The sequence below is a fragment of the Blastomonas sp. RAC04 genome, assembly GCF_001713435.1.
Classification (GTDB): Bacteria; Pseudomonadota; Alphaproteobacteria; order Sphingomonadales; family Sphingomonadaceae; genus Blastomonas; species Blastomonas fulva.
Window position 1 is genome coordinate 2144477 of the sequence record NZ_CP016460.1, and the last position, 25426, is coordinate 2169902.

The following is a 25426-nucleotide window of genomic DNA, read 5'->3' on the forward strand; positions in this document are numbered from 1 at the left end:
TCCCTTGTCGTTTCACCCAGCCGCAGCGCCGGGTGTTTCTGTGTCGTTTGCGTTTAATTGCACGCGAAGATCGTCGAGTGTCTTGCCGATATGCGATACCGCCAGCGCCGTCACCCTCGGTTCGTCGCGCGCGATCCACGCCGCCAGCAATTCGCGGTGCTCCTCGTTGGCGCGCTCGTCACGGCCCAGCGGCTCTAGATGCTTGCGGACATAGCGCTCGGACAGCACGTGCAGCCGTTCGAGGATGGTGAATGTCACAGGCCGCCGCGCGGGTCGCAGCAGCGCCAGGTGAAAGGCGCGGTTGAACGCCCCCACCCCCTCGCCCAGCGAATCGGTGAGCACATCGAGCCTGTCCAGAATATCGGCAGCGGCGCGCTGGTCGACACTGGAAGCCGCGCGCGACGCCAGTGCGGCCAGATCGGGCTCGAGCTTCAGGCGCAGCGCAAAGACCTCTTCGGCCTCGGCGGTGTTGAGCGCGCGGACGGTGAAACCGCGATTGGCCTGCGATGCCAGCAAGCCTTCCTCTTCGAGCCGGGCGAGCGCCTCGCGCAGCGGGATCTTGCTGACCCCCAGCTCCGCCGCCAGCGCATCCTGCCGGATCGGACGTCCGGGGGCGACGGCACCGGTAAGGATGCGGTCGCGGACCAGATCGACCAGCTGCTCTGAAAGATTGCGGACAACGATGCTCATCGGCCCCTCATATCACAGAGAAGCCCTTCCAGAAGGGGTCTTCGTCGTCGATCCAGATCGTGTTGAAGCCGGTGGAAAAAGCCGATCCCTCGATCGACGGGATGATCGCTGGATGCCCGGCCAGATCGACCCGCGCCTCGACCCGCCCCACAAAGCGGCTGCCGATGTAGCTTTCGTGGACGAACGCCTCGCCCGTCTGCAACCGCCCGGTGTGCGCCAGATGCGCCAGCCGCGCGGAGGTTCCGGTGCCGCAGGGCGAGCGGTCGATGGCGCGCTCGCCATAGAACACCGCGTTGCGCCCGTCGGCGCCATCGCCTTTGGGAACGTCGGCCCACAGCACATGGCTGACGCCGCGGATGCGGTCGTCGAGCGGATGCACCGGCTCGATCGTCTCGCGGAGCATCGCTCGGATGGTGCGCGACAGCTCGACCAGCCGCGCCGCACCCAGCGCATCGAGCCCCGGATAGCCGGGCTGCGGCTCGATGATCGCGTAGAAATTGCCGCCATAGGCGATGTCGATGCTAAGCGGGCCCAGCCCCGGCACATCGATCTGCACCCCCTGCGCCGCGACGAACGAGGCGACATTGCGGATGCGGACCGAGGTCACCTTGTCGCCCTCGCGCGCATAATCGATCTCGATATCACCCGCGGGCACTTCGACCTTGATATGGCCGGGCACGCGCGGCTGGATCAGCCCGTGTTCGAGCGCGAAGGTGATGATGCCGATGGTGCCATGGCCGCACATCGGCAGGCAGCCCGATGTCTCCATGAACAGGATGCCGATGTCGTTTTCGGTGCGGGTCGGCGGATAGAGAAACCCGCCCGACATCATGTCATGCCCGCGCGGCTCGAAGCACAGGCCGGTGCGGATCCAGTCGAACCGTTCGACGAAGTCCATCCGCCGCTCGGCCATCGACGACCCGCGCACAAGCGGCGCGCCGCCGACGACCAGCCGCACCGGATTGCCCGCGGTGTGGCCGTCGATGCAGAAGAAGGTGTGCCGCATCAGGCGCCGGCAAGCGGCCGCGTCGCGGCGCACTGTTCGACCCAGGCGATGACATCGGCGCGGCGCTGGCCCGAAAGCGGCATGCGCGGCATCCGTACCCGTTCCGATCCGCGCCCCATGATCTGCTCGGCCAGCTTGATCGACTGGACGAGGTCATGCTCGGCATCCAGATGGAGCAGCGGCATGAACCAGCGGTAGATACGCAGGGCCTCGGCATAATCACCGCGCCGTTGCGCCGCCACCAGCGCAACCGATTCGCGCGGGAACGCGCTGGTGAGTCCCGAAACCCAGCCCGACGCGCCGAGCATCAGACCTTCGAGAGCGACATCGTCGAGCCCTGCCATCAGCGTATAGCGATCCCCGAACTGGTTATACAGATCGGTGAAGCGGCGCGGATCGGGCGCGCTTTCCTTAATCGCGACGATGTTGGGCACCTCCTCAAGTCGCGCCAGCGTATCGAAATCCACATTGACGCGGTAGGCGGGCGGGTTGTTGTAGAGCATGATCGGCAGGCTGGTCGCCTCTGCCACGGTCCGGAAGTGCGTGTACAATTCGTCGAGGTTGGGAACGTAGACCATCGCGGGAAGCAGCATCAGCGCATCGATGCCGATCGCCTCTGCGGCCTGCGCATATCTGACCGCGCGGTCGGTGGTGAACTCTGAGACGCCAGCAACCAGCGGCACCCGGTTGCCTACCGCCTCGACCGCGCCCTTGAGAACCGCGAGCTTCTCATCCGCCTCAAGCGAGTTGTTCTCGCCGCAGGTGCCGAGCACGATCAGCCCATCGACGCCATCATCCACCAGCGCGGTCTGCACCCGCTGGGTGGCATCGTGATCGATCGCGAGGCTTTCGGTAAACTGGGTGGTGGCGGCGGGGTAGACACCCTGCCACAATGTCTTGGATGGTGTGATCGTCACGCAGAAACTCCGGTTGCAGTCCATTTCGTATACCGTATATGATTTGCCTGACAATATGAAAAACAGATGTTCTTCTTCGGGTGAGACCGGTCTGGTGATCGGCGGAGGGCTTGTCGGCCTTTGCACAGCGTTGCAGCTGCAACGCTGTGGGCTATCTGCGACAGTGCTGGAGCCACAGGAAAAGCCGCAAGGTGCCTCCTGGGGCAATGCCGGGCATATTGCGGTGGAGCAGGTTCAGCCGCTGGCGTCCCCCGCAATGATCGCGGGCGCACTGGCGCGGCTGTATCCGCGCGGTGCTCTGGGGCTGCCACTGCGCCAGATCGGCAGCTGGGGTCCGTTTGCGCTGAAGCTGCTGCGCGCCAGCACTCCTGCCCGCTTTTCCGCCGGAACCGCCGCACTGTCCGCATTGCTGGCGCAAGCGATGCCCGCATGGCAGCGGATGTGCGCGCTAAGCGGCACCGCGCATCTGCTGCGGCAGGACGGACATTTCGTCGCCTGGGAAAGCGAGGCCAGCGCCGCAAAGGGCCGTGCGCACTGGCTTTCCACCGATATCGGCACCGCCAGCGTGCGCGATTCGACGCCCGAAGAGCTATCCGCGATCCGCGCGCTGGCGCCCAATGGCACGATCGCAGGCGCGGTGCGGTTTGCGGGATCAGGCCAGATGACCGATCTGGGCGCGCTCGCCGATGCGCTGCGCCAGGCGCTGGTCGCTGGCGGAGGCACGATCCGCCATGCGAAGGTTGACAGCATCGAGATCGATGGAGGGACGGCCCATGCGATCATCGGCGGCGAACGGCTGACCGCCGACCATATCGTGGTGAGCGCAGGCGCGGCTTCGGCCGAGCTGCTGCGCCCGATGGGGCTGCGTATCCCGCTGATCGCCGAGCGCGGCTATCACATCCAGTCGCCCGACAGCCGCTGGCCCGCAGACATGCCCCCGGTCGCATTCGAGGACCGATCGATGATCGTCACCCGATTTGCAGGCGGGCTGCGCGCGGCAAGCTTCATCGAGTTTTCCGCGCGCACCGCGCCCCCCGATTCGGGCAAATGGCGCAAGCTGCGCGACCATGTTGCCGCACTCGGCCTGCCGTTTGACGGACCGGATCACGAATGGATCGGCGCGCGGCCCACGCTGCCCGATTATCTTCCCGCAATCGGCCGCAGCACCCGCGCGCCCAACCTGCTATATGCCTTTGGACATCAGCATCTGGGGATGACATTGGCGGCCGCGACCGGCGAGGCAATCGCCGGGCTCGCCACCGGTCGGCCCCCGGGAATCGACCTTGCGCCGTTTGACCCGGCGCGATTTGGAGACACGACATGAAAGGCATTGGCGGATCAAACGCGGTCGAGCAGCTTGCGACGATCACCCCCTGGGCCACCCCCGCGGCCCCGATCACCCAGGACGAACGGCTCGCACGGATCGAAAAGGCGCGGCGCCTCACCCGCGACAGCGGCGCCGACGCGCTGCTCATCGCTGCGGGCACATCGCTGCGCTATTTCGCGGGCGTCCCCTGGGGCGGCACCGAGCGGCTGGTCGCGATGCTGATCCCCGTGACCGGCGACCCGGTGATGATCGCGCCGCATTTCGAGCTCGGCTCGCTGCAGGCCGAAATGCAGATCAGCACCGATTACCGCCTGTGGCAGGAGGACCAGTCGCCCACCGCGCTGGTTGCGGATATGTGCCGTGGCTGGGGTGCCGATACGCTTGCGATCGATCCGGCGCTGCCGTTTCTGTTCGTCGACCGCATCGCGCGCGACGCGCCAGCCCTCACGCTGGTCAGCGGCGCTCCGGCGATCGATGGCTGCCGGATGCACAAATCACCCGCCGAGATCGCGCTGATGCAGCAGGCCAAATCGATGACGCTGGAAATCCACCGCCGCGCCGCGCTGATCCTGCGCGAGGGCATCCGCGCCAGCGAGGTGATCCGCTTCATCGACGAGGGACACCGGAAGATCGGCGGCGCACCGAGCACCTTCTGCATGGTCCAGTTCGGCCACGGCACCGCGTTTCCGCACGGCGTGCCCGGCGATCCGCAGCTGCGTGAGGGCGACATGGTGCTGATCGACACCGGCACCACCGTGCAGGGCTATCATTCGGACATCACCCGCAGCTATGTCTTTGGCACGCCCGATGACGAGCAGCGCCGCATCTGGGATCTGGAACACGCCGCCCAAGCCGCGGCCTTCGCCGCCGCGCAGCCCGGCCACGCTTGCGAGAGCGTCGATCAGGCCGCGCGCGACGTGCTCGAGGCAGGCGGCCTAGGCCCGGACTACAACCTCCCCGGCCTGCCCCACCGCACCGGGCACGGCATCGGCCTTTCGATCCACGAACCCGCCTATCTGGTGCGCGGCGACAAGACTCCCCTTGCGACCGGCATGTGCTTTTCCAACGAACCGATGATCGTCATCCCCGACCGCTTCGGCATCCGGCTGGAGGACCATTTCTACATGGCCGATGACGGCCCACGCTGGTTCACCCAGCCGCAGGTCGCGATCGACGCCCCGTTTGGTTGAGGCACCGCCCCGGCCAGGCCTCAGGGCTGACCCTCGGGCCGTTCCCGCAGCGTCATCGCCAAGGCGATCGCCAGCAGCAGCGTCGCGGCGGTGCCGGCGGCACCTGCCGGGAAGATCCAGGCCATTCCGGTTGCCATGCCGAGCAGGTTGACCGCCATCGCGGCAAGTCCCGACAAGATCGCCAGCACGCCTGCGGCCTTCGCCAGCCCGGTTCCACGCAGCATCGCGGCGCCGACGAGGATCGCAGCGAGGCCGAAGAGCCATTTGCCCGCGAAATAGAGGAAGAACGCACCGGCGACGACAGCTTCATAGGCCGGTGCCATCGCCTCTCCGGCGTCTTTGAGCGGGCCGAACATCGCAAGGCCCATACCCACCTGCACGACATTGAGCACGCCGCTGACAGCGATCGCCGCCCAGGCAGGCGCAAGCCTTGACTTCTGCGCCAGCGCCACCAGTGCCAGCACCGTGATCCCCAGAAACGCGACCGCCTCGGTGGTCCAGATCACCATGCGATGCATCTCGAAGCCGCTGTTCGACAGCACGACATAGGAAAGCTGGGTGACGACGAGCACGATCATGGCCAGAGGAACGGCTTGCAGATATCTGGTCATGACGTGTGATTTCCCCGAAGCTTGCATCTGCCGATGCCGCAGATGGCTGTGTTGCCGCAGGTGCGCTGGCCAGGCCCGAAAGGTTACAGCGCTCAGCGCGGTTGGCCCCGCCCCGCGTCGGTGATAGGCCCATGCGATGATCATCGACGCTTCATCTCCCGGCGCACTGGCAAGCCCCCCGCACAAACGCTGGTATGCGCAGCTGTATCTGCAGGTGCTGGTCGCGATCGTCGCAGGCGTGACGCTCGGGCATTTCGCACCCGAAACGGGCGCCGCGATGAAGCCGCTGGGCGATGTGTTCATCAAGCTGGTCAAGATGGTGATCGCGCCGGTCATCTTCCTCACCATTGTCACCGGGATCGCCGGGATGCGCGATCTTGCGAGTGTGGGGCGAGTCGCGGGCAAGGCCTTTGCCTATTTCCTGTTCTTCTCCACGCTGGCGCTGATCATCGGGATGATCGTCGCCAATGTCGTACGCCCGGGCGACGGGCTGAACATCGATCCGGCGACGCTCGACACGGCCAAGGTCAGCGAATTTGCCGCCAAGGCCGAAGACAGCTCGATCACCGGGTTCCTCACCGCGATCGTTCCCGATACCTTCCTGTCCTCGCTCAGCGATGGCAATCTGCTGCAGGTGCTGTTCGTCTCGATCCTGTTTGGCATTGCGCTGGCGATGATCGGCGACAGGGGCGCGCGGCTGCTTGATCTGCTCGAGGATGCCTCGATCGCATTCTTCAAGCTGGTCGGCATCGTGATGAAGGCCGCCCCCGTCGGCGCCTTCGGCGCGATGGCATTCACCATCGGCGAATATGGCATCGGCACGCTCGCCAATCTCGCCGCGCTGGTTGCGACCTTCTATCTTACCTCGCTGCTGTTCGTGCTGGTGGTGTTGGGGCTGGTCGCGCGCGCGTGCGGTTTTTCGATCCTCAAGCTGATCGCCTATCTCAAGGCTGAACTGCTGCTTGTGCTGGGCACGTCATCGTCGGAAAGCGCATTGCCCTCGCTGATCGAGAAGATGGAACGCGCGGGCTGCCCCAAGACCGTCGTCGGCCTGGTCGTGCCCACCGGCTACAGCTTCAATCTGGATGGCACCAACATCTACATGACGCTGGCGGCTTTGTTCATCGCGCAGGCGTGCAATGTCGATCTGTCGATCGGCGAGCAACTGCTGTTGCTGGGAGTGGCGATGATCTCCTCCAAGGGCGCCGCGGGCGTGACCGGCGCAGGCTTCATCACGCTGGCGGCGACGCTGTCGATCGTTCCTTCGGTGCCGGTCGCGGGGCTGGCGCTGATCCTGGGGATCGACCGCTTCATGTCCGAATGCCGCAGCCTCACCAATTTCATCGGCAATGCGGTGGCGACCGTGGTGGTGTCGAAATGGGAGGGCAGGCTGGACAAGGCGCAGTTCGATGCCGCGCTGGCGGGACGCTTGCCGCCGGTGGAAGAGCTGCCCGAAGGCGCCATCGGCGCCTGAAGCGCAGGGGTAACGCTCAGGCCTTTTCGTCGGCCAGCAGGATGTTGGGGGAAAGCCCGATGCGCTGCATCTGGCGCAGCACCGGCGGCCAGATGTGCTTGAGGAAATCCTCGCGTTCCATGTCGCGCAGCTTTTCGGTGGCGCCGGGAGCGACATACATGCCCACCCCGCGCTGCACTTCGACCAGACCCTGATCCTGGAACATCTGGTACGCCTTGGCGACGGTCAGCGGATTGGCCTGTTGCTCGGCGGCAAAGGCGCGGACCGAAGGGAGCATGTCGCCTTCGGCATAGATGCCGTCAAGGATCGACGCTGCGATGATATCGCGCAGCTTGAGATAAACGGGTTTGCTGTTGTCTGCCATCACTGCCTCACTGCCATAATACAGCGTGTCAGGTCAAGCGCATTCGCCTGCCGCCCATGTTGCGCACAAAAGTGCCCGCACAGGACCTGGAAGAACCGGCTCAGACGCCGGTGACCGCGTCGCCGACGTTGATCCGCTCGCCATTGGTGATGATGACGATGTCGCCCAGTTTCACCTGATCGAACAGCTTCTTGGCGAAGGCGGTGGGAACGCCGATGCAGCCGCGCGTGCCATAGCCCCATTCGACATCGCTGCCGTGCACCGCAACACCATCGTTGGTTAGCCGCAGCATATAGGGCATCGGCGCATCATAGATGTTGGACACATGGTCGGCGTCCTTCTGGGTGATCGGGAAGGCGCCGAGCGGGGTGGGCTTTTCGGGTGTGCCGTACAGGATCACCGCAACCCCGATCTCGTGCCCATCGCGGAATACCGAAAGCGTCTGCGCTTCCAGATCGACGGTGATCAGCATCGGGCCGGTGGCGGGCGCGCGGCTTTCGTCCCAGTAATAATTGCCATGGCCCAGCGGACCGTCGATGGTCATCACGCTCTTGATCGCATAGCCGATCTGCTCGGGCGTGGTCGCCGCAGCCTCTGCCTTGGTGAGTGCGCGAGTCTCGGGGCGTTCGCCGGCATCCGCGCCCGGAAGCGGCGCGACAGCGGCAGACTTGATCGCGGCATCGCCCGGAGCACTGGTGACCACCGCGGTGACCAGCAGCGCTGCCGCTGCCAGCATGCCGACGCCTGCCAATTGCCGCGCCTTGGGCCTGAAGGTTGCCGCCATGATATCTGCTCCGTCGATCCCGCCTTGCCGCATCATCACGGCCGTTGGACAGCATGCTAGCCCGCTCCGCGCCGAATCGCCAGCATGCGATCGGCTGCGTCCCCCTGCGGGACGGTGCCAGGGGTGCAGGTTAACGCCCCGCCAGGGCCCAGGACCTGCGCACCATGGGCGCGCTGCGGCCCGACATAATTCTTGCCATTGCACGGGCACGCGCCTATATGGCGATCCATCCCGACATGGTTGTTGAAGCTTGACGGGCTGGCGCCACTGGGGGCCGGCACCATACCGCTTTTGCCGCCATATCCACATTCAAGCCTGTGAGAGCCCGTTCTTGACCGACCTTTCTGCCGTCTCTGCCCTGATCGAGCCCGAAGCCAATGCGCTGGGATTCGATCTCGTGCGCGTGCACCTTTTCGGTGCGGGCGACGAGCGGACGCTGCAGATCATGGCCGAACGCCCCGACACCGGCCAGCTCAACATCGACGATTGCGCCTCGCTGTCGCGGCGGATCTCCGATGTGTTCGATGCGCTGGAAGAAGCGGGCAAGGACCCGGTCCCCGGGTCCTACCGGCTCGAGGTCAGCTCGCCGGGCATCGATCGCCCGCTGACCCGGCTCAAGGATTTTGGCAACTGGCTGGGGCATGAAGCCCGGCTGGTGCTGCATGAACCTGCACAGGGTCGCAAGCAATTGACCGGCGATCTGCTAAGCCTGGAAGGCGATCAGATCACCGTGCAGGACAAGAAGACCGGCGCGGTCACCGTGCCGCATTCGAACGTGATCAGCGCAAAGCTGATGCTGACCAACAAACTGATCGCTGCCACCCGCCCGCTCGACACCAGCGGCGCGGATGACATCGAAGAAATCGACGACACCGCAGACCTCGAAGAACAGGAAGACTGATCATGGCCAGCGCCATTTCCGCCAACAAGGCTGAACTTCTCGCCATCGCCAATTCGGTGGCAACCGAAAAGATGATCGACAAATCCATCGTGCTGGAAGCGATGGAAGAGGCGATCCAGCGCGCTGCCCGGGCCCGTTACGGCGCCGAGAACGATATCCGCGCCAAGCTGGACGGCAACACCGGCGACCTTCGCCTGTGGCGCGTCGTCGAGGTGGTCGAAACCGTCGAGGATTATTTCAAGCAGGTCGACGTCAAGGCCGCGCAGAAGCTGCAGGCAGGGGCCGTGGTCGGCGACTTCATCGTCGATCCGCTTCCCGCCGTGGACCTGGGCCGCATCGATGCGCAGGCCGCCAAGCAGGTGATCTTCCAGAAGGTCCGCGATGCCGAGCGCGAGCGCCAGCATGAAGAGTTCAAGGACCGCGTCGGCGAGATCATCACCGGCGTCGTCAAGTCGGTCGAGTTCGGCCATGTCATCGTCAACCTCGGCCGCGCCGAAGGCGTGATCCGCCGCGAACAGCAGATCCCGCGCGAAGTCGCCCGCGTCGGCGACCGCATCCGCGCGATCATCCTCAACGTCCGTCGCGAAAACCGCGGGCCGCAGATCTTCCTCAGCCGTGCGCACCCCGATTTCATGCGCAAGCTGTTCGAACTTGAAGTGCCCGAAATCTACGACGGCATCATCCAGATCAAGGCCGCTGCGCGCGATCCCGGCAGCCGCGCCAAGATCGGCGTGATCAGCTATGACAGCTCGATCGATCCCGTCGGCGCCTGCGTCGGCATGAAGGGCAGCCGCGTTCAGGCGGTCGTGCAGGAAATGCAGGGCGAGAAGATCGACATCATCCCCTGGTCGGAAGACACCGCGACGTTCGTGGTCAACGCGCTCCAGCCCGCTACCGTCAGCCGCGTGGTGATCGACGAGGAGGAAAGCCGCATCGAAGTCGTCGTTCCCGACGATCAGCTTTCGCTGGCCATCGGTCGTCGCGGCCAGAACGTGCGTCTGGCCAGCCAGCTCACCGGCTCTGCCATCGACATCATGACCGAGGCCGAATCGAGCGAGAAGCGCCAGAAGGAATTCACCGAGCGCTCCGAGCTGTTCCAGAACGAGCTCGACGTCGACGAAACGCTCTCGCAGCTGCTGGTCGCCGAAGGCTTCAGCGAGCTTGAAGAAGTGGCGTATGTTTCGCCCGACGAGCTTTCGAGCATCGAAGGCTTTGACGACGAGCTCGCCGCCGAGCTTCAGAACCGTGCGCAGGAAGCGCTCGAGCGTCGCGAGGAAGCTTCGCGCGCCGAACGCCGCGCCCTGGGCGTCGAGGATGCGCTGGCCGAGCTGCCGCACCTCACCGAAGCAATGCTGGTGACCCTGGGCAAGGCAGGCATCAAGACGCTCGACGATCTGGCGGATCTCGCCACCGACGAGCTGATCGCCAAGAAGCGCGTCGAGCAGCGGCGCCGTGACAATTCGGCTCCGTCGAACAAGCGCCCCGAAGACAAGGGCGGCGTGCTGGCAACTTATGGCCTGAACGAAGAGCAGGGCAACGAGATCATCATGGCCGCCCGCGCCCACTGGTTCGAAGACGAAGACACAGTTGGGGAGGACGCGAATGCGGAAACTTCCCAATGACACGGTTGCTGATCTAGCAGCCGACGCGCCTACCCCCTCTGCCGACACCGCAGAAGGTCCCATTCGCCGCTGTATCCTCAGCGGCGAGCGGGACGAGCGCGCGCATCTGATCCGGCTTGCCATCAGCCCCGACGGCGTCGTGGCACCCGATGTTCGTGCCAAAGCGCCCGGACGCGGCGCGTGGATCGGGGTGGACCGCGCAGGCCTTGAAGAGGCGATCGCCAAGGGCAAGCTCAAGGGCGCGCTCGCCCGTGCGTTCAAGACCGGCCCGATCACCATTCCGGAAGACCTGCCGCAAGCCATCGAGGAAGCGCTGACCCGCGCCCTGCTCGACCGGCTGGGGCTCGAGGCGCGATCGGGCACCCTGCTCACCGGTTCCGACCGGATTGCCGAGACCGCACGGCGCGGAAAAGTCACCATGTTGCTGCACGCCAGCGATGCCGCCGCCGATGGCAATGGCAAGCTCGACCAGGCCTGGCGCGTGGGCAGCGAGACCGAGGGCAGCGGCGATAGGGGCATTGTATTGCCTGTAGACCGCACCCGCCTGTCTGTGGCATTGGGGCGCGACAACGCGGTTCATGTTGCGCTGACCGATCATCGCGCCGCCGCGCGCATTGACCAGTTTCTTGGCCGATTGCTGCATTTCAAAGGGGAGGGGGCTGAACCTGCCCCCGGAATGACGATCTAGCGCGCATTGGCGTGCGTGGATCGCCCCACGCGAACCGGCGATGCTGAACCCATCGCCCGACGTGACGTATTTATTGAGGATTGAGTCTGTTCGATGAGTGAAGATACCGAAAACAAGCCGACACTGGGTCGCAAGCCTCTGGGGCTGAAGCGTTCTGTCGAAGCTGGCGAAGTCAAGCAGACGTTCAGCCATGGCCGCACCAACAAGGTCGTGGTCGAAGTCAAGCGCCGCAAGCTGGTCGGCAAGCCCGGCGAAGCACCCGTTGCTGCGCCAGTGGCAGCGCCTGCCCCCGCCCCTGCGCCCACCCCGGCGCCGGTGGCAGCCCCGCCCCCGCCGCCGCGCCCGACCCAGTCGTCGATGCTGAGCCGCCGCGAGATCCAGGAAAAGCTGCTGCGCGAAGCAGAAGAAGCACGCCTGGCATCGCTGGAAGAAGCACGCCGCCGCGAGACCGAGGAAAAGCTGCGCGCTGCCGAGGAAGCGCGTCGCCGCACCGAGGAAGCCAAGAAGGCCGAAAGCGAGCCTGCTGCGCCCGCGCCCACGCCCGCAGAGGCCGCCCCTGCCCCCGCCCCGACCAGCGAAGCCCCGCAGGCCGCGCCGGTCGAAGCCAAGACAGAACCCGCTGCTGCCGCAGCCCCCGCGACCGAAGACGCCAAGCCCGCAGCGGCCCCGCCGCCGCGTCGCTTTACCCCGGTGGCATCGCCGCCGCGGCCCGAGATCAAGCCCAAAAAGGCTACCGGCGCCAAGGTTGTCGACAACCGCCGCCAGTCGGGCAAGCTGACCGTCAGCAAGGCGCTGAACGAAGGTGACGGCGGTGCGCGTGCGCGCAGCCTCGCCGCACTCAAGCGCGCCCGCGACAAGGAACGCCGCCTGCACATGTCGGGTCAGAGCCGCGATGCTCAGCCCAAGCAGGTCCGCGACGTCGTCGTGCCCGAAGTGATCACCATCCAGGAACTGGCCAACCGCATGGCCGAAAAGGGTTCCGATCTGGTCAAGTCGCTGTTCAAGCTCGGCATGATGGTCACCATCAACGAGGCGATCGATCAGGATACCGCCGAACTTCTGGTCGAGGAATTCGGCCACAAGATCACCCGCGTGTCCGATTCCGATGTCGAAATCGACCACGACGCCGATGTCGATGCCGATGAAACCATGTCGCCGCGTGCGCCTGTGGTCACCATCATGGGCCATGTCGACCACGGCAAGACCAGCCTGCTCGATGCCCTGCGCGGCACCGATGTGGTCGCTGGCGAAGCGGGCGGCATCACGCAGCACATCGGCGCCTATCAGGTGCAGGTGCCCTCGGGCGACAAGATCACCTTCCTCGACACCCCGGGCCACTCGGCCTTTACCGAGATGCGTGCGCGCGGTGCCAACGTCACCGACATCGTCATCCTGGTGGTGGCGGCCGACGATGGCCTGATGCCGCAGACGATCGAGGCGATCAACCACACCAAGGCCGCCGGCGTGCCGATGATCGTGGCGATCAACAAGGTCGACAAGGAAGGCGCCAATCCGCAGAAGATCCGCGAGCGCCTGCTCGAGCACGAGGTCATCGTGGAAGCGATGTCGGGTGAAGTGCAGGACGTGGAAGTCTCCGCGCTCAAGAAGATCAACCTTGAAGGCCTGGTCGACAAGATCCTGCTGCAGGCCGAATTGCTCGAGCTCAAGGCCAACCCCGATCGCGCCGCCGAGGCTGTCGTGATCGAGGCCAAGTTGGACAAGGGCCGCGGCCCCGTTGCCACCGTTCTGGTGCAGCGCGGCACGCTCAAGCGCGGCGATATCTTCGTCGTGGGCGAGCAGTCGGGCAAGGTCCGTGCGCTGATCAACGACAAGGGCAAGCAGGTTCCTTCTGCAGGGCCTTCCGAGCCCGTCGAGGTTCTCGGACTTACCGGCGTGCCGTCTGCGGGCGACAAGCTGACCGTGGTCGAGAACGAACAGCGGGCGCGTGAAGTCGCCGATTATCGCCGCCAGAAGGCGCTCGAAAAGCGCACCACGATGGCACCGACCAACATCGACACGATGTTCTCGTCGCTCGCCGCCAACCGCGCCAAGGAATATCCGGTGCTGGTCAAGGGCGATGTGCAGGGTTCGGTCGAAGCGATCGTTACCGCGCTCAACAAGATTTCGACCGATGACATCAAGGCCCGCGTGCTGCACGCTGGCGTGGGTGCCATCACCGAGTCCGACGTGACCCTGGCCAAGGCCTCGAACGCGCCGATCATCGGCTTCAATGTCCGCGCCAATGCCCAGGCACGGGCGCTGGCGACGCGTGATGGCGTGCGGTTCAAGTATTTCGACATCATCTACGACCTGCTCGACGATATCCGCGGCGAGATGGCAGGGGTTCTTGGCCCCGAGCGCATCGAAACCGTGGTCGGCCGCGCAGAGATCAAGGAGATCTTCCCGGCAGGCAAGAAGGACAAGGCGGCGGGTCTGCTCGTCACCGACGGCTTCATCCGCAAGGGCCTGCACGCGCGCATCACCCGCGACGATGTCATCGTCTCCAAGACGGTCATCTCCTCGCTGCGCCGTTTCAAGGACGATGTCGCCGAGGTCCGCACGGGCCTGGAATGCGGCGTCGTGCTGCAGGATACGAACGACATCAAGCCGGGCGATATCCTTGAAACGTTCGACGTCGAAATGCGCGACCGGACCTTGTAATTCGTGACCCCCGCCGCCTTTTCGGAAGGCGGCGGGGCGTCGTGAGAGGACATTATGGCCAAGCATAACGATACCGGCCCCGAAGGGCGCTCCGTCCGCGTGCTGCGGGTGGGCGAACAGGTGCGGCACGTTCTGTCAGAGCTGCTCGCGCGCGGCGAGGTGCACGACAAGGTGCTGACTGCGACCACCATCTCGATCACCGAAGTCCGCATGTCTCCTGACCTGCGGCACGCCACAGTGTTCGTGAAGCCCTTGCTGGGCAAGGATGAGGAGGTGGTGCTCAAGGCACTTCGCACCAACACTGCCTTCTTTCAGAAGGAAGTCGCCTCGCGCATCCGCACCAAATATGCGGCGAAACTCAAGTTCCTCGCCGATGACAGCTTCGACACCGGCAGCCATATCGACAAGCTGCTCAGCGCGCCCAAGGTGGCGCAGGATCTGGGCAAGGACGATGCCCAAGATTGACGTCTTACCGGGTAAGACGTATGTTGACGCGATGAATGCGAACGTCAAATTTTCGGCTAAAGGTCAGGTCGTCATCCCCAAGGATGTTCGCGACCGATATCTCTTTGTGAACGGCGCAGTGGTGGAAATGGTCGAGATGCCCGAAGGCGTGTTGTTGAAGCGGCCGAAATTTCAGAAGGCTGCAACCGCTGAGGAGGCTTGGGAAAGGCTCCGAGCTGTTGTGAAATATGACGGTCCGGTTTTTTCCGACGACGAGGTCAGAGACAGCATCGACCAGATGTTTCGGGAAAAATATGGCACGCCGATGCCATGATCTCACTCGACACCAATGTTCTGCTCAGACTGGTTCTTAACGACGATCCTGACCAAGTTTCCGTGGCGAAGCAACTTATCGCACAACCCTGCTTCATTGCACCAACCGTGTTGGTCGAGGTTGGTTGGGCGCTGCGTTCCGTTTACCGACTAGATCGCAAAATGATAGCTGCTGCACTTCTTGTCATTCTGGAGTTTCCAGCGGTTGAAATCGACAATGTTGAAGCCGTCCGCTGGGCATTGACCCGCCATGCTGCAGCTGTTTCCGATTTGGCCGATTTGCTTCATCTGGCATGCTCCCCGCGCGCGGTGGCATTTGGCACATTTGATCGCAAACTGGCGCAGCAAGCTGGTCAGGATATGCCACTCCCAGTGCAAACGCTGCTGCCCTGATGGCCAAGCTCTATTTCTACTACGCCTCGATGAATGCAGGCAAATCCTCCACGCTGTTGCAGGCGGCGTTCAATTATGCCGAGCGGGGGATGCGGGCGATGCTGTGGACCGCGGCGCATGACGATCGATTCGGCACCGGGCAGATCACCTCGCGCATCGGACTCCACGCGCCTGCGCATCTGTTCGAAGCGGACACCGACATCTTCGCTGCGGTCGCGCTCGACCTCGCCTCTGCGCCGCTGGATTGCGTGCTGGTCGACGAGGCGCAGTTCCTCACCAAGGCGCAGGTGTTCCAGTGTGCGCGGATCTGCGACGAGCTCAAGATTCCCGTGCTGTGCTACGGCCTGCGCACCGATTTCCAGGCCGAACTTTTTCCCGGCAGCGCGCAGCTGCTCGCCATCGCCGATCATCTGGTCGAGCTCAAGGCCGTGTGCGAATGCGGGGCGAAGGCAACGATGAACCTGCGGGTCGATGAGACCGGCCAGGCGGTGAAGACCGGCGCGCAGACCGAGATCGGTGGTAATGACCGCTATATCGCGCTGTGCCGCAAGCACTTCATGGCGAAAATGGCATGAGCGCGCTGGAGACTGTTCTGGTCGATGGTGATGTCCGCCTGGAGCCGCTGGCCGCACACCACATCGAATTGCTGCGCGCGGCGTGTGCGCGCGATCCCGATATCTGGGAGATTTATCCGGTCTCGATGCTGGGCGAGCATTTTGACCGCGCGATGGAAGACTTCCACGCCACCACCAACTGGGTTCGTTTTGCGGTGCTGCATCGCGGCGTTCTGGTCGGCATGTCCTGCTATATCGCGCCCGACGAAAGCAACCATGTCGTGGAGATCGGCGGCACCTATATCGAGCCCGCAGCACGGGGCAGCGCCGGGGTCAATTCTGCGATCAAACGGCTGATGATCGACCACGCCTTTGCCTGCGGCTTCACCCGGATCGAATTTCGAGTCGATAGCCGTAACCTGCGCAGCCAGGCGGCGGTGCGCAAGCTGGGCGCGATGCACGAGGGTACGCTGCGCCGAAACCGCATCACCTGGACCGGCTATGTGCGCGACACCTGCATGTTCGGCCTGTTGAAGACGGAATGGTCCGGCGGCCGCGGCTGAGAGTTTGCCTGAGGATTTGCCTGAGAGTTTGCCGGAGTGTTTGGTAGCGCCGGATAACGGTGCTAACGGCGCTGGCGATGCACGGATGGATCATTCTCGACAAACCTTATGGCATGGGCTCGACCGACGCGGTGACCGCGGTGAAGCGCGCGTTTCGTGCCGGGGGGCATGGCAAGGTCAAGGTCGGCCATGGCGGCACGCTCGACCCGCTGGCGACCGGCGTGCTGCCGATTGCATTGGGCGAGGCGACCAAACTCACCGGCCAGATGCTCAACGGCGACAAGACCTATGATTTCACGATAGCCTTCGGCGTGCAGACCGATACGCTCGATGTCGAGGGTGTTGCCGTGGCTGACAGCGATGTGCGGCCGACGCTGGAAGCGATCGAAGCGGTGCTGCCGCGCTTTACCGGGCCGATCGACCAGGTGCCACCGGCATATTCAGCGCTCAAGGTCGATGGCAAGCGCGCGTACGATCTGGCGCGAGCGGGCGAAGAGGTGGAACTGGCGAGCCGGGCGGTGACGGTGCATACGCTGACGATCCGTCATCCTGAACTTGTTTCAGGACCCACCGTGCCCCAAAAGCCGAAGCCGCAAGACGATAAATGGGCCCTGAAACAAGTTCAGGGTGACGATCAGAGCGCAGCGGGACCGTTGCTGGAAAGTATCACCCTCACCGCTTCTGTCTCGAAGGGAACCTATATCCGCAGCCTCGCCCGCGACATCGCGCAGGCGCTGGGAACGGTCGGGCACGTCACGATGCTGCGCCGCACGCAGGCGGGCCCCTTCACCCTGGCGGGGGCGATTTCACTGGACAATCTGGAGCAAATCCGCCATGGCGCGGCCCCAGAAGACATAATCTTGCCATTCGAGGCAGGGCTGGACGACATCCCGGCTCTTGACCTCACCCCCGATCAGGCAAGGCGGCTCCATATGGGGCAGGTCGTGACCGGGATAGCCGCACACGATGGGCGATATTGGGCGCGGGGGAGTGATGGCACTCCACTCGCTCTCGTTTCGCTTTCGGACCATGAGGTCCGGGTGGTGCGCGGCTTCAACCTTGGATAGATGTTCGAAGGACGAAGAAACATGACGATCAGTGCAGTACGCAAAGAAGAAGTTATCAAGGAACATGCCCGCGAAGCCGGTGATACCGGTTCGCCCGAGGTCCAGGTAGCCATCCTGACCGAGCGCATCAACAACCTGACCGACCACTTCAAGGCGCACCACAAGGACAACCACTCGCGTCGCGGCCTGCTGATGATGGTGAACAAGCGGCGCTCGCTGCTCGACTATCTGAAGAAGAAGGACGCCACCCGCTACAGCGACCTGATCGCCAAGCTGGGTCTTCGCAAGTAAGAATTCTCGGACGGCCCCCCAGCGGGGCCGTTCGTTTATCCGCGCCCCTGAAAATACCGGGCGCGGCACTCAACGGACCTTTTCCGCAATGAGGCGGACAAAGGCCAGCCGGGGCAGCAGAACAGCCCCGAACCGCGCCAGGCCGGTCAGCCTGGCACCAGAAGAGGCCCCGGTCCGCAATAGGGCGCATCGGGTTCGATAAGGAAAATCCATGTTTGACGTAAAGACTGTAGAAATCGAGTTGGGCGGAAAGACCCTCAAGCTCGAAACGGGCCGCATTGCCCGTCAGGCGGACGGCGCTGTGCTGGCCACCTATGGCGAAACCGTGGTGCTGTGCGCCGTAACCGCCGCAAAGTCCGTGAAGGAAGGCCAGGATTTCTTCCCGCTGACCGTTCACTATCAGGAAAAATTCTCCGCAGCAGGCCGCATCCCCGGTGGCTTCTTCAAGCGTGAGCGCGGCGCGACCGAAAAGGAAACGCTGACCAGCCGCCTGATCGACCGTCCCGTCCGTCCGCTGTTCCCCGAAGGTTTCTACAACGAAATCAACGTGATCGCGCAGGTTCTGTCGTTCGACGGCGAATCCGAGCCCGATATGGTGGCGATGATCGCAGCATCGGCTGCGCTGACGCTTTCGGGCGTCCCCTTCATGGGCCCGATCGGCGCGTGCCGCGTCGGCTACCAAGATGGCGAATACCAGCTCAACCCGTCGATGGATCAGGTCAAGGAAGGCGAACTCGATCTCGTCGTCGCCGCGACCCAGGATGCCGTGATGATGGTCGAATCGGAAGCCAAGGAGCTTTCGGAAGAAATCATGCTCGGCGCTGTCGAGTTCGCGCATGATGCCTGCCGCCAGGTTGTCGGCGCGATCATCAAGCTGGCCGAGCAGGCTGCCAAGGATCCCTGGGAAATGGCTGCACAGGCCGATCTCTCGGCTGCCAAGCAGAAGCTGCGCGACCTGATCGGTGGCGACATTGCCGCCGCCTACAAGCTGACCGACAAGTCGGCCCGCTCGAACGCGCTGAATGAAGCTCGCGCAAAGGCCAAGGCAGCCTTTGCCGACGCCACCCCGCAGGACCAGATGGCCGCCAACAAGCTCATGAAGAAGCTGGAAGCGGAAATCGTCCGCGGTGCCATCCTCAAGGACGGCAGCCGCATCGATGGCCGTACCACCACGCAGATCCGTCCGATCGAAGCGATGGTCGGCTTCCTGCCCCGCACCCACGGTTCGGCGCTGTTCACACGTGGTGAAACGCAGTCGATCTGCACCACCACCTTGGGCACCAAGGACAGCGAGCAGATGATCGACGGCCTGACCGGGCTCTCGTATGAAAACTTCATGCTGCACTACAACTTCCCGCCCTATTCGGTCGGTGAAGTCGGCCGCTTCGGCGCGCCCGGCCGTCGTGAAGTGGGCCATGGCAAGCTGGCATGGCGTGCGCTGCACCCCGTGCTGCCCAGCAAGGACGAGTTCCCCTACACGATCCGCGTTCTGTCCGACATTACCGAATCCAACGGCTCTTCGTCGATGGCAACGGTGTGCGGCGGTTCGCTCTCGATGATGGACGCAGGCGTTCCGCTCAAGCGTCCGGTGTCGGGCATCGCGATGGGCCTGATCCTCGAAGGCAGCGATTTCGCTGTCCTGTCGGACATCCTGGGTGATGAAGATCACCTCGGCGACATGGACTTCAAGGTGGCTGGCACGTCCGAAGGCATCACCACGATGCAGATGGACATCAAGATCGCCGGCATCACCCGCGAGATCATGGCGCAGGCACTGGCGCAGGCCAAGGAAGGCCGTGCGCACATCCTAGGCGAAATGGCCAAGGCGCTCGACAGCACCCGCACCGAGCTTTCGGCGCATGCTCCGCGTATCGAGACGCTGCAGATCGACAAGTCGAAGATCCGTGAAGTCATCGGCACCGGCGGCAAGGTGATCCGCGAGATCGTCGCTGAAACCGGCGCCAAGGTCGACATCGATGATGAAGGCCTGATCAAGATCAGCTCGTCCGACATCAACCAGATCGAAGCCGCGCGCAAGTGGATCCTGGGCATTGTGGAAGAAGCCGAAGTCGGCAAGGTCTACAATGGCAAGGTCGTGAACATGGTCGATTTCGGCGCGTTCGTGAACTTCATGGGCGGCAAGGACGGCCTGGTCCACGTGTCTGAAATCCGCAACGAGCGGGTCGAGAAGGTGACCGACGTCCTGACCGAAGGCCAGGAAGTGAAGGTCAAGGTTCTCGAGATCGATCCGCGCGGCAAGGTTCGCCTGTCGATGCGCGTCGTTGATCAGGAAACCGGTGAAGAGCTGGAAGACACCCGCCCTGCCCGCGAACCGCGCGAGCGCGGTGAACGTGGCGACCGTGGTGATCGCGGCGACCGTCGCCCCCGTCGTGACGGCGATGGCGGGCGTGGCCGCGAAGGTGGCCGTGGTGGCGAACGTTCGGGCGGCGGTGATCGCGGCGGCGAGCGTTCCGGCGGTGGCCGTGGCCGCGGCCGTGCAGAAGGCGGCTCGGCCCCCGATGCGGGACTGCCCGACTTCATCACCGGCGACAACTGAGCTTAGCAGCTTGCTGCTAGTGTCGCGGGCTTGCTCGTGATGCGACAAAGACCGGCTGGAAGCGTCATGCTTCCGGCCGGTTTTTTGTTGGGTGCGGCGGTAAGGCTCAGAGGGTCGCGCTACGGACGCTCCCCTCCCTTCAAGGGAGGGGCTGGGGGTGGGTAGGCGTCCAGATGAAACATCCGTAACATCCGGCTTCATGGCCCAACGCGTCCCGCCAGCTATGACTCGCAACGCTCGCGAACTGCGCAACAATGCGACACTGCCCGAGCACAAGCTTTGGAGGCAGCTATCAGCCTATCGCCCAAGGTTCACACGGCAGCTCGTCATCGGACCCTATATCGCGGACCTCGCTAACCGCCGCGCCAGGCTGATCGTTGAAATTGATGGCGAGCAGCATCTCGACAATCCGAACGATGTCGTCCGAACAACCTATCTTGAGGCACGCGGATGGACGGTGATGAGGTTCTGGAACCATGAGGTGATGGAGAGCCCCGAAGCCGTCGCAGAGGAAGTGCTAGCGCGGACCGCCGAGTGCCTCGGCGGGACCCACCCCCAACCCCTCCCTTCCAGGGAGGGGCGCAAGAGACTGCCGCGCATCCGAACGGAAAAACCCTGACCCGAAAACAAATCGGGGCAGGATCACGCTTTAACAGCACGATCCCACCCCGTTCGTGTCATCCTTGCCAGACGGCAAAGCTATCCGATCAATACACCCGCTTCTTGGGCTTGATGTACTCGATCTCGTCGCTCAGCGTGTATTCGTGCACCGGGCGGAAATCGAGGGTGACCTTGCCGCCCTTGCCGCCCCAGCCTTCGAACCAGCTGACGGTGTGCTTCATGAAGTTGGCATCGTCGCGCTCGGGGTAATCTTCGTGCATGTGCGCGCCGCGGCTTTCCTTGCGGCTGTGCGCGCTTTCGATGGTGCAGACCGCCTGGCTGAGCAGGTTGTCGAGTTCCAGCGTCTCGATCAGGTCGGTGTTCCAGATCAGCGAGCGATCGGAAACGTGGACGTCCTGCATCCGCTGGTTGACCGTCTGCATCAGCGCGGTGCCTTCGGACAGCAGCTGCGTGTCGCGGAACACCGCCGCATGCTTCTGCATCGTCTTCTGCATGTCCATGCGGATCTGCGCGGTCGGCGAACCGCCCTTGGCGTTGCGGAAGTGGTCGAGACGCGCGAGCGACATATCCGCCGAATCCTGCGGCAGCGCCTTGTGCGAGCTGCCCGGCTTGATGGTATCGCGCAGGTGGTGACCGGTCGCACGGCCGAACACGACCAGATCGATCAGCGAGTTCGAACCCAGGCGGTTGGCGCCGTGCACCGATACGCAGGCGGCTTCGCCCACGGCATACAGGCCGGGGACCACGGTATCGGGGTCGCCATCCTTGATGGTGACGACCTGGCCATGATAATTGCAGGGAATTCCGCCCATGTTGTAGTGGACGGTCGGCACCACCGGCAGAGGCTGGCGGGTCAGATCGACATTGGCGAAGATCTTGCCGGTCTCGGTGATGCCCGGCAGGCGCTCGGCCAGCACCTTCTCGTCGATGTGATCGAGATGCAGGTAGATATGGTCGTTTTCCTTGCCGACGCCGCGGCCTTCGCGGATTTCGGCAGCCATCGAGCGGCTGACGACGTCACGGCTGGCCAGATCCTTGGCGGACGGAGCATAGCGCTCCATGAAGCGCTCGCCTTCGGAGTTGGTGAGGTATCCGCCCTCGCCGCGCGCGCCTTCGGTAATCAGCACACCCGCGCCATAGATGCCGGTCGGGTGGAACTGGACGAATTCCATGTCCTGCAGCGGCAGGCCCGCACGCAGCACCATCGCCCCGCCGTCACCGGTGCAGGTGTGTGCCGAAGTGGCCGAGAAATAGCAGCGGCCCGAACCGCCGGTTGCCAGCACCACGGCGTGGCTGCGGAAGCGATGGATCGATCCGTCTTCCATGCACAAGGCGATCACGCCACGGCACGCGCCGTCTTCCATGATCAGGTCGATGGCGAAATATTCGATGAAGAAGTCGGAATCGTACTTTAACGATTGCTGGTACAGCGCATGCAGCATGGCATGGCCGGTACGGTCGGCCGCGGCGCAGGTGCGCTGCACCGGCGGGCCTTCGCCCATGTTCTGCATGTGGCCGCCGAACGGACGCTGGTAGATCGTGCCGTTGTCGTTGCGGCTGAACGGCACGCCTGCATGCTCGAGCTCGTAGACCGCAGCTGGTGCTTCGCGCACCATGTATTCGATCGCATCCTGGTCGCCCAGCCAGTCCGATCCCTTGACGGTATCGTACATGTGCCACGACCAGTGATCGGGCGAGTTGTTGCCCAGGCTCGCCGCGATGCCGCCCTGGGCCGCCACGGTGTGGCTGCGGGTGGGGAACACCTTGGTGATGCACGCGGTCTTCAGGCCCGCTTCGGCGCTGCCCATGGTGGCGCGCAGGCCCGATCCGCCTGCCCCGACGACAACCGTGTCGTATACATGGTCGATGATCTTGTAGGCTTCAGACATCAGCTTGCGGCTCCGGCAAAGGCAATGCGTGCGACAGAAAAGATGCCGAGGGCAGCCCCGGCGATGGCATAGAAGTTGAGCAGCAGGATCACGCCGAACTTGGTGCCATGATCATGCACATAATCCTCGACGATCACCTGCAGGCCAAGCCGCAGGTGATAGAACACGGTGATCAGCAGCAGGATCATAGCGGTGGCGGCCAGCGGCGAGGACAGCCAGGCGGTGACCGTGGCGTGATCGAGCGCGGGCAGGCTGACCAGCGACGCAATGAACCAGATCATCAGGATCAGGTTGCTGACCGCGGTGACGCGCGCCATGACCCAGTGGTGGGTCCCGGTTTTGGCGGATCCCAGTCCGCGTACTTTGCCAATTCTGGTGCCACTACCCATGGTCGCCTCCTCGCGCGGACATCAATGGTCCTGCGCAGCGTAAAAATTCAAAAAGACTCAGACGAAAAAGATGATCGTCCACAAGATCGCGGTCAGCGCGATCGCCAGAACGGGCAGCAGGGCCGACCAGCGGTTGTTGCCGTCGACCTCGTACCCCGCGCCGATATCCAGCACGAAATGCCGCAGACCCGAGCACATGTGCTGGAAGAAGGCCCAGCTCAGGCCGATCATCAGCAGATAGCCGATGGGGCTGGTGGCCCAGCCGACATACCAGGCATAGCCTTCTGGTCCGCTGGCAAGCGCCATCAGCCAGCCGACCAGCAGAACGCCGCCGATCACTGCCATGCCATCGCCGGTTGCGCGATGCAGGATGGAAACCAGCATGGCCGGTCCCCAGCGCCAGATTGACAGGTGCGGCGAGAGCGGCCTGCCCGATGGTTTGCCCATGGTATCCCCCGTAAAATCGATCATAATAACGACTGAAATGCGTCCCGCGCCTGTTTAACCGATTGCCCACATGATGCAATTGCTGATTGCGGCGGCGCAGTTTCGGCAGGCGCACGCAACGGGCTCCATCCGCCCCGCTTCGCGCAGCATCCTAACTCCGCATTAACCATGTCGGCCTAAAGTCACTGGCATATCACCGCTTATGTGAGGACGGCATGGCAGAGTTCAACCGCGATTCCGGCAGCCCGACCGATGCCCGGTCGCTGTACGCATTGGTCATGCACGACCTGTCGATCAGCGACCGCCTGACCGCGTTCGATCCCGATGGCAAGCTGCCCGGGCTTGCCCGTCAGGCCCGGGAGCATATGGAAGGCGACGAAGACCTGATCGCCAACGCGTTCTGGGACTTTTATGTCGCCGCCAGTAACATCGCGTCGCGGGTCCGCGATCTGGACAAGGTGCGCGAATCCACTGTCCGTTCGGTGCGAGAATACACGGTTGAGAAATTCGTGCGGTTCGATGAACAGGGCTGGGTCGAGCAGGCGTTTGCCAACACGCTCAACGCCCGCGCCATGGGCATTCCGCTGTGGCAGGTCCTCGCCGCACAGACGCAGACCTATGATTTTGCCCTCAAGCGCATGCACAACAAGCTGAGCGATCAGCCGCTGCTGTATTTCAGCCTCGCAGGGGCCATGGCCAAGATGATGATGATCGAGGCCGAGATCATGTCGTTCGCGGTCAATGCGGTCAGCAGCCTCGAGGCGCAGCACACGCGCATGCAGCAGACCTCCAGTTTCAAGCAGACGGTCGATGGCGAGCTGCAGCAGGCATCGCATCTGGGAACCGGGCTGCAGGGCCAGGTGGTTGCCGCCTCAGAGGCCGCGCGCCAGATGCTGGGCCGCTCGTCCGAGGTCGCCGCTGCCGCCGAACAATCTGCCATCGCCATGCGCGAGGCGGCGCAGACCGCCGCAGGCCTGATCCGCGCGATCGAGGATGCCCGCTGCGAAGTGGAAGTTGCCGCCGACGTCGCCGAACGCGCCTCGCGCGAAGCGGGGCATGCGGTCGCCAGCACGCAGACGCTGTCGACCCATGCCGAGTCGATCGAATCGATCCTCAGCCTGATCCGCGATATCGCAGGCCAGACCAACCTGCTCGCGCTCAACGCAACGATCGAGGCCGCGCGCGCAGGCGATGCCGGACGCGGCTTTGCGGTGGTGGCGCAGGAGGTCAAAAGCCTCGCCAACCAGACCGCGCGCGCCACCGACGATATTGCGCACAAGATCACCGCCATCCAGCAAGCGACGCGGGACACCGTCGCCTCCAACGATTCGGTCCGCGCCACGGTCAGCGAAGTGCAGACTTCGGCCGACCGGATTCGCCAGGCGATGGAAATCCAGGCCCAGACCGTGACAATCATCACCGCCGCTGTCGACGAGACCGCGCTCGCCGCCGATTCGATGTCGAACACCATCGGCACCATCCGCATGGATACCGAGGGGCTTGCCAGCGAGATGGACAAGGTGGGCGCGGGCTTCAGCCATCTGCAGTCGCAGCTGACCCAGCTCAAGCAGCGCTCCAACAGCTTTGCCGACGAAATCGGGCTCGCCAAGATCGCCTGACCGACCGATCGATTTTGCCGCCCG

Annotated in this window: 26 protein-coding genes; 17 read left to right on the forward strand and 9 right to left on the reverse strand. The window is 63.9% G+C overall.

All coding sequences use genetic code 11. The annotated features are described in order from the left end of the window. Positions 1-12: 12 nt before the first annotated feature. Genes BSY18_RS10955 through BSY18_RS10965 form a run of 3 tightly spaced genes read right to left on the reverse strand, consistent with a single transcriptional unit; the run spans position 13 to position 2637 of the window. The gene (locus BSY18_RS10955; protein ID WP_069050621.1) at positions 13-690 is read right to left on the reverse strand and encodes a GntR family transcriptional regulator; all 678 of its coding nucleotides are present in this window, start codon (positions 688-690) and stop codon (positions 13-15) included. 7 nt (positions 691-697) lie between these two features. After that, positions 698-1696, reverse strand: a complete 999-nt coding sequence (locus BSY18_RS10960; RefSeq protein WP_069051870.1) for a 4-hydroxyproline epimerase — start codon at positions 1694-1696, stop codon at positions 698-700. Next, positions 1696-2637, reverse strand: coding sequence for a dihydrodipicolinate synthase family protein (locus BSY18_RS10965; RefSeq protein ID WP_054134151.1), 942 nt, complete (start codon positions 2635-2637; stop codon positions 1696-1698). The genes BSY18_RS10960 and BSY18_RS10965 overlap by 1 nt, the downstream gene beginning before the upstream one ends. A 31-nt stretch (positions 2638-2668) precedes the next feature. Between BSY18_RS10965 and BSY18_RS10970 the strand changes: the two genes are divergently transcribed. Then, positions 2669-3937, forward strand: a complete 1269-nt coding sequence (locus BSY18_RS10970) for an NAD(P)/FAD-dependent oxidoreductase (RefSeq protein WP_069050622.1) — start codon at positions 2669-2671, stop codon at positions 3935-3937. Continuing rightward, positions 3934-5130, forward strand: a complete 1197-nt coding sequence (locus tag BSY18_RS10975; RefSeq protein WP_069050623.1) for a M24 family metallopeptidase — start codon at positions 3934-3936, stop codon at positions 5128-5130. Before BSY18_RS10970 ends, BSY18_RS10975 begins: the two co-directional genes overlap by 4 nt. A gap of 20 nt (positions 5131-5150) precedes the next feature. Here BSY18_RS10975 and BSY18_RS10980 read toward each other — a convergent pair whose 3' ends face one another. Beyond that, the gene (locus BSY18_RS10980; RefSeq protein ID WP_054134148.1) at positions 5151-5741 is read right to left on the reverse strand and encodes a hypothetical protein; all 591 of its coding nucleotides are present in this window, start codon (positions 5739-5741) and stop codon (positions 5151-5153) included. A gap of 136 nt (positions 5742-5877) precedes the next feature. On the opposite strand from BSY18_RS10980, the gene BSY18_RS10985 reads away from it, so the two are divergent. After that, positions 5878-7215 (forward strand): dicarboxylate/amino acid:cation symporter, encoded by a 1338-nt coding sequence (locus tag BSY18_RS10985; RefSeq protein ID WP_069050624.1) that lies wholly within the window; start codon positions 5878-5880, stop codon positions 7213-7215. Between the two features lie 16 nt (positions 7216-7231). On the opposite strand, the gene BSY18_RS10990 is transcribed toward BSY18_RS10985, so the two are convergent. Both BSY18_RS10990 and BSY18_RS10995 read right to left on the reverse strand, forming a co-directional pair. Continuing rightward, positions 7232-7579, reverse strand: coding sequence for a GntR family transcriptional regulator (locus BSY18_RS10990; protein WP_054134146.1), 348 nt, complete (start codon positions 7577-7579; stop codon positions 7232-7234). A gap of 100 nt (positions 7580-7679) precedes the next feature. Beyond that, positions 7680-8363 (reverse strand): L,D-transpeptidase family protein, encoded by a 684-nt coding sequence (locus BSY18_RS10995; RefSeq protein WP_069051871.1) that lies wholly within the window; start codon positions 8361-8363, stop codon positions 7680-7682. 331 nt (positions 8364-8694) lie between these two features. Between BSY18_RS10995 and rimP the strand changes: the two genes are divergently transcribed. The 13 genes from rimP to BSY18_RS11060 all read left to right on the forward strand — a co-directional run bounded on the left by rimP (position 8695) and on the right by BSY18_RS11060 (position 21056). After that, positions 8695-9264 carry a ribosome maturation protein RimP gene (rimP, locus tag BSY18_RS11000; protein ID WP_171900219.1) on the forward strand — a complete coding sequence of 190 codons (570 nt, stop codon included), beginning with the start codon at positions 8695-8697 and terminating at the stop codon, positions 9262-9264. A gap of 2 nt (positions 9265-9266) precedes the next feature. Then, entirely contained in the window at positions 9267-10886 is a 1620-nt protein-coding gene (gene nusA, locus BSY18_RS11005; RefSeq protein ID WP_069050625.1) for a transcription termination factor NusA, read from the forward strand. After that, the gene (locus BSY18_RS11010) at positions 10867-11574 is read left to right on the forward strand and encodes a DUF448 domain-containing protein (protein ID WP_069050626.1); all 708 of its coding nucleotides are present in this window, start codon (positions 10867-10869) and stop codon (positions 11572-11574) included. The genes nusA and BSY18_RS11010 overlap by 20 nt, the downstream gene beginning before the upstream one ends. Before the next feature lie 93 nt (positions 11575-11667). Then, positions 11668-14235 (forward strand): translation initiation factor IF-2, encoded by a 2568-nt coding sequence (infB, locus tag BSY18_RS11015; protein WP_069050627.1) that lies wholly within the window; start codon positions 11668-11670, stop codon positions 14233-14235. A 54-nt stretch (positions 14236-14289) separates the two neighbouring features. Then, a complete protein-coding gene (gene rbfA, locus BSY18_RS11020; RefSeq protein WP_069050628.1) occupies positions 14290-14700 on the forward strand; it encodes a 30S ribosome-binding factor RbfA in 411 nt (136 codons plus the stop codon). Then, the gene (locus BSY18_RS11025; RefSeq protein WP_150126264.1) at positions 14687-15013 is read left to right on the forward strand and encodes an AbrB/MazE/SpoVT family DNA-binding domain-containing protein; all 327 of its coding nucleotides are present in this window, start codon (positions 14687-14689) and stop codon (positions 15011-15013) included. The genes rbfA and BSY18_RS11025 overlap by 14 nt, the downstream gene beginning before the upstream one ends. Continuing rightward, a complete protein-coding gene (locus BSY18_RS20650) occupies positions 15010-15405 on the forward strand; it encodes a PIN domain-containing protein (protein ID WP_083231431.1) in 396 nt (131 codons plus the stop codon). The genes BSY18_RS11025 and BSY18_RS20650 overlap by 4 nt, the downstream gene beginning before the upstream one ends. Beyond that, on the forward strand, positions 15405-15980 hold the full coding sequence (locus BSY18_RS11035) for a thymidine kinase (RefSeq protein WP_054134139.1): 576 nt from the start codon (positions 15405-15407) through the stop codon (positions 15978-15980). The genes BSY18_RS20650 and BSY18_RS11035 overlap by 1 nt, the downstream gene beginning before the upstream one ends. Next, a complete protein-coding gene (locus BSY18_RS11040; RefSeq protein WP_054134138.1) occupies positions 15977-16522 on the forward strand; it encodes a GNAT family N-acetyltransferase in 546 nt (181 codons plus the stop codon). Before BSY18_RS11035 ends, BSY18_RS11040 begins: the two co-directional genes overlap by 4 nt. Before the next feature lie 77 nt (positions 16523-16599). Then, positions 16600-17589 (forward strand): tRNA pseudouridine(55) synthase TruB, encoded by a 990-nt coding sequence (truB, locus tag BSY18_RS11045; protein WP_069050631.1) that lies wholly within the window; start codon positions 16600-16602, stop codon positions 17587-17589. A 21-nt stretch (positions 17590-17610) separates the two neighbouring features. Then, positions 17611-17880, forward strand: a complete 270-nt coding sequence (rpsO, locus tag BSY18_RS11050; RefSeq protein WP_054134136.1) for a 30S ribosomal protein S15 — start codon at positions 17611-17613, stop codon at positions 17878-17880. Between the two features lie 211 nt (positions 17881-18091). After that, positions 18092-20437, forward strand: coding sequence for a polyribonucleotide nucleotidyltransferase (gene pnp, locus BSY18_RS11055; protein WP_069050632.1), 2346 nt, complete (start codon positions 18092-18094; stop codon positions 20435-20437). Between the two features lie 223 nt (positions 20438-20660). Then, positions 20661-21056: an endonuclease domain-containing protein gene (locus tag BSY18_RS11060; RefSeq protein ID WP_082382170.1), complete on the forward strand. Its 396-nt coding sequence runs from the start codon at positions 20661-20663 to the stop codon at positions 21054-21056. 88 nt (positions 21057-21144) lie between these two features. On the opposite strand, the gene sdhA is transcribed toward BSY18_RS11060, so the two are convergent. From sdhA to sdhC, 3 genes are read right to left on the reverse strand one after another with little or no spacing between them, the layout of a single operon-like run. Next, a complete protein-coding gene (sdhA, locus tag BSY18_RS11065; RefSeq protein ID WP_069050633.1) occupies positions 21145-22947 on the reverse strand; it encodes a succinate dehydrogenase flavoprotein subunit in 1803 nt (600 codons plus the stop codon). Next, a complete protein-coding gene (gene sdhD / locus BSY18_RS11070; protein ID WP_054134132.1) occupies positions 22947-23336 on the reverse strand; it encodes a succinate dehydrogenase, hydrophobic membrane anchor protein in 390 nt (129 codons plus the stop codon). The genes sdhA and sdhD overlap by 1 nt, the downstream gene beginning before the upstream one ends. Before the next feature lie 57 nt (positions 23337-23393). Beyond that, positions 23394-23783: a succinate dehydrogenase, cytochrome b556 subunit gene (gene sdhC / locus BSY18_RS11075; RefSeq protein ID WP_054134355.1), complete on the reverse strand. Its 390-nt coding sequence runs from the start codon at positions 23781-23783 to the stop codon at positions 23394-23396. 215 nt (positions 23784-23998) lie between these two features. On the opposite strand from sdhC, the gene BSY18_RS11080 reads away from it, so the two are divergent. Continuing rightward, positions 23999-25402 carry a methyl-accepting chemotaxis protein gene (locus BSY18_RS11080; protein WP_069050634.1) on the forward strand — a complete coding sequence of 468 codons (1404 nt, stop codon included), beginning with the start codon at positions 23999-24001 and terminating at the stop codon, positions 25400-25402. Positions 25403-25426 lie beyond the last annotated feature (24 nt).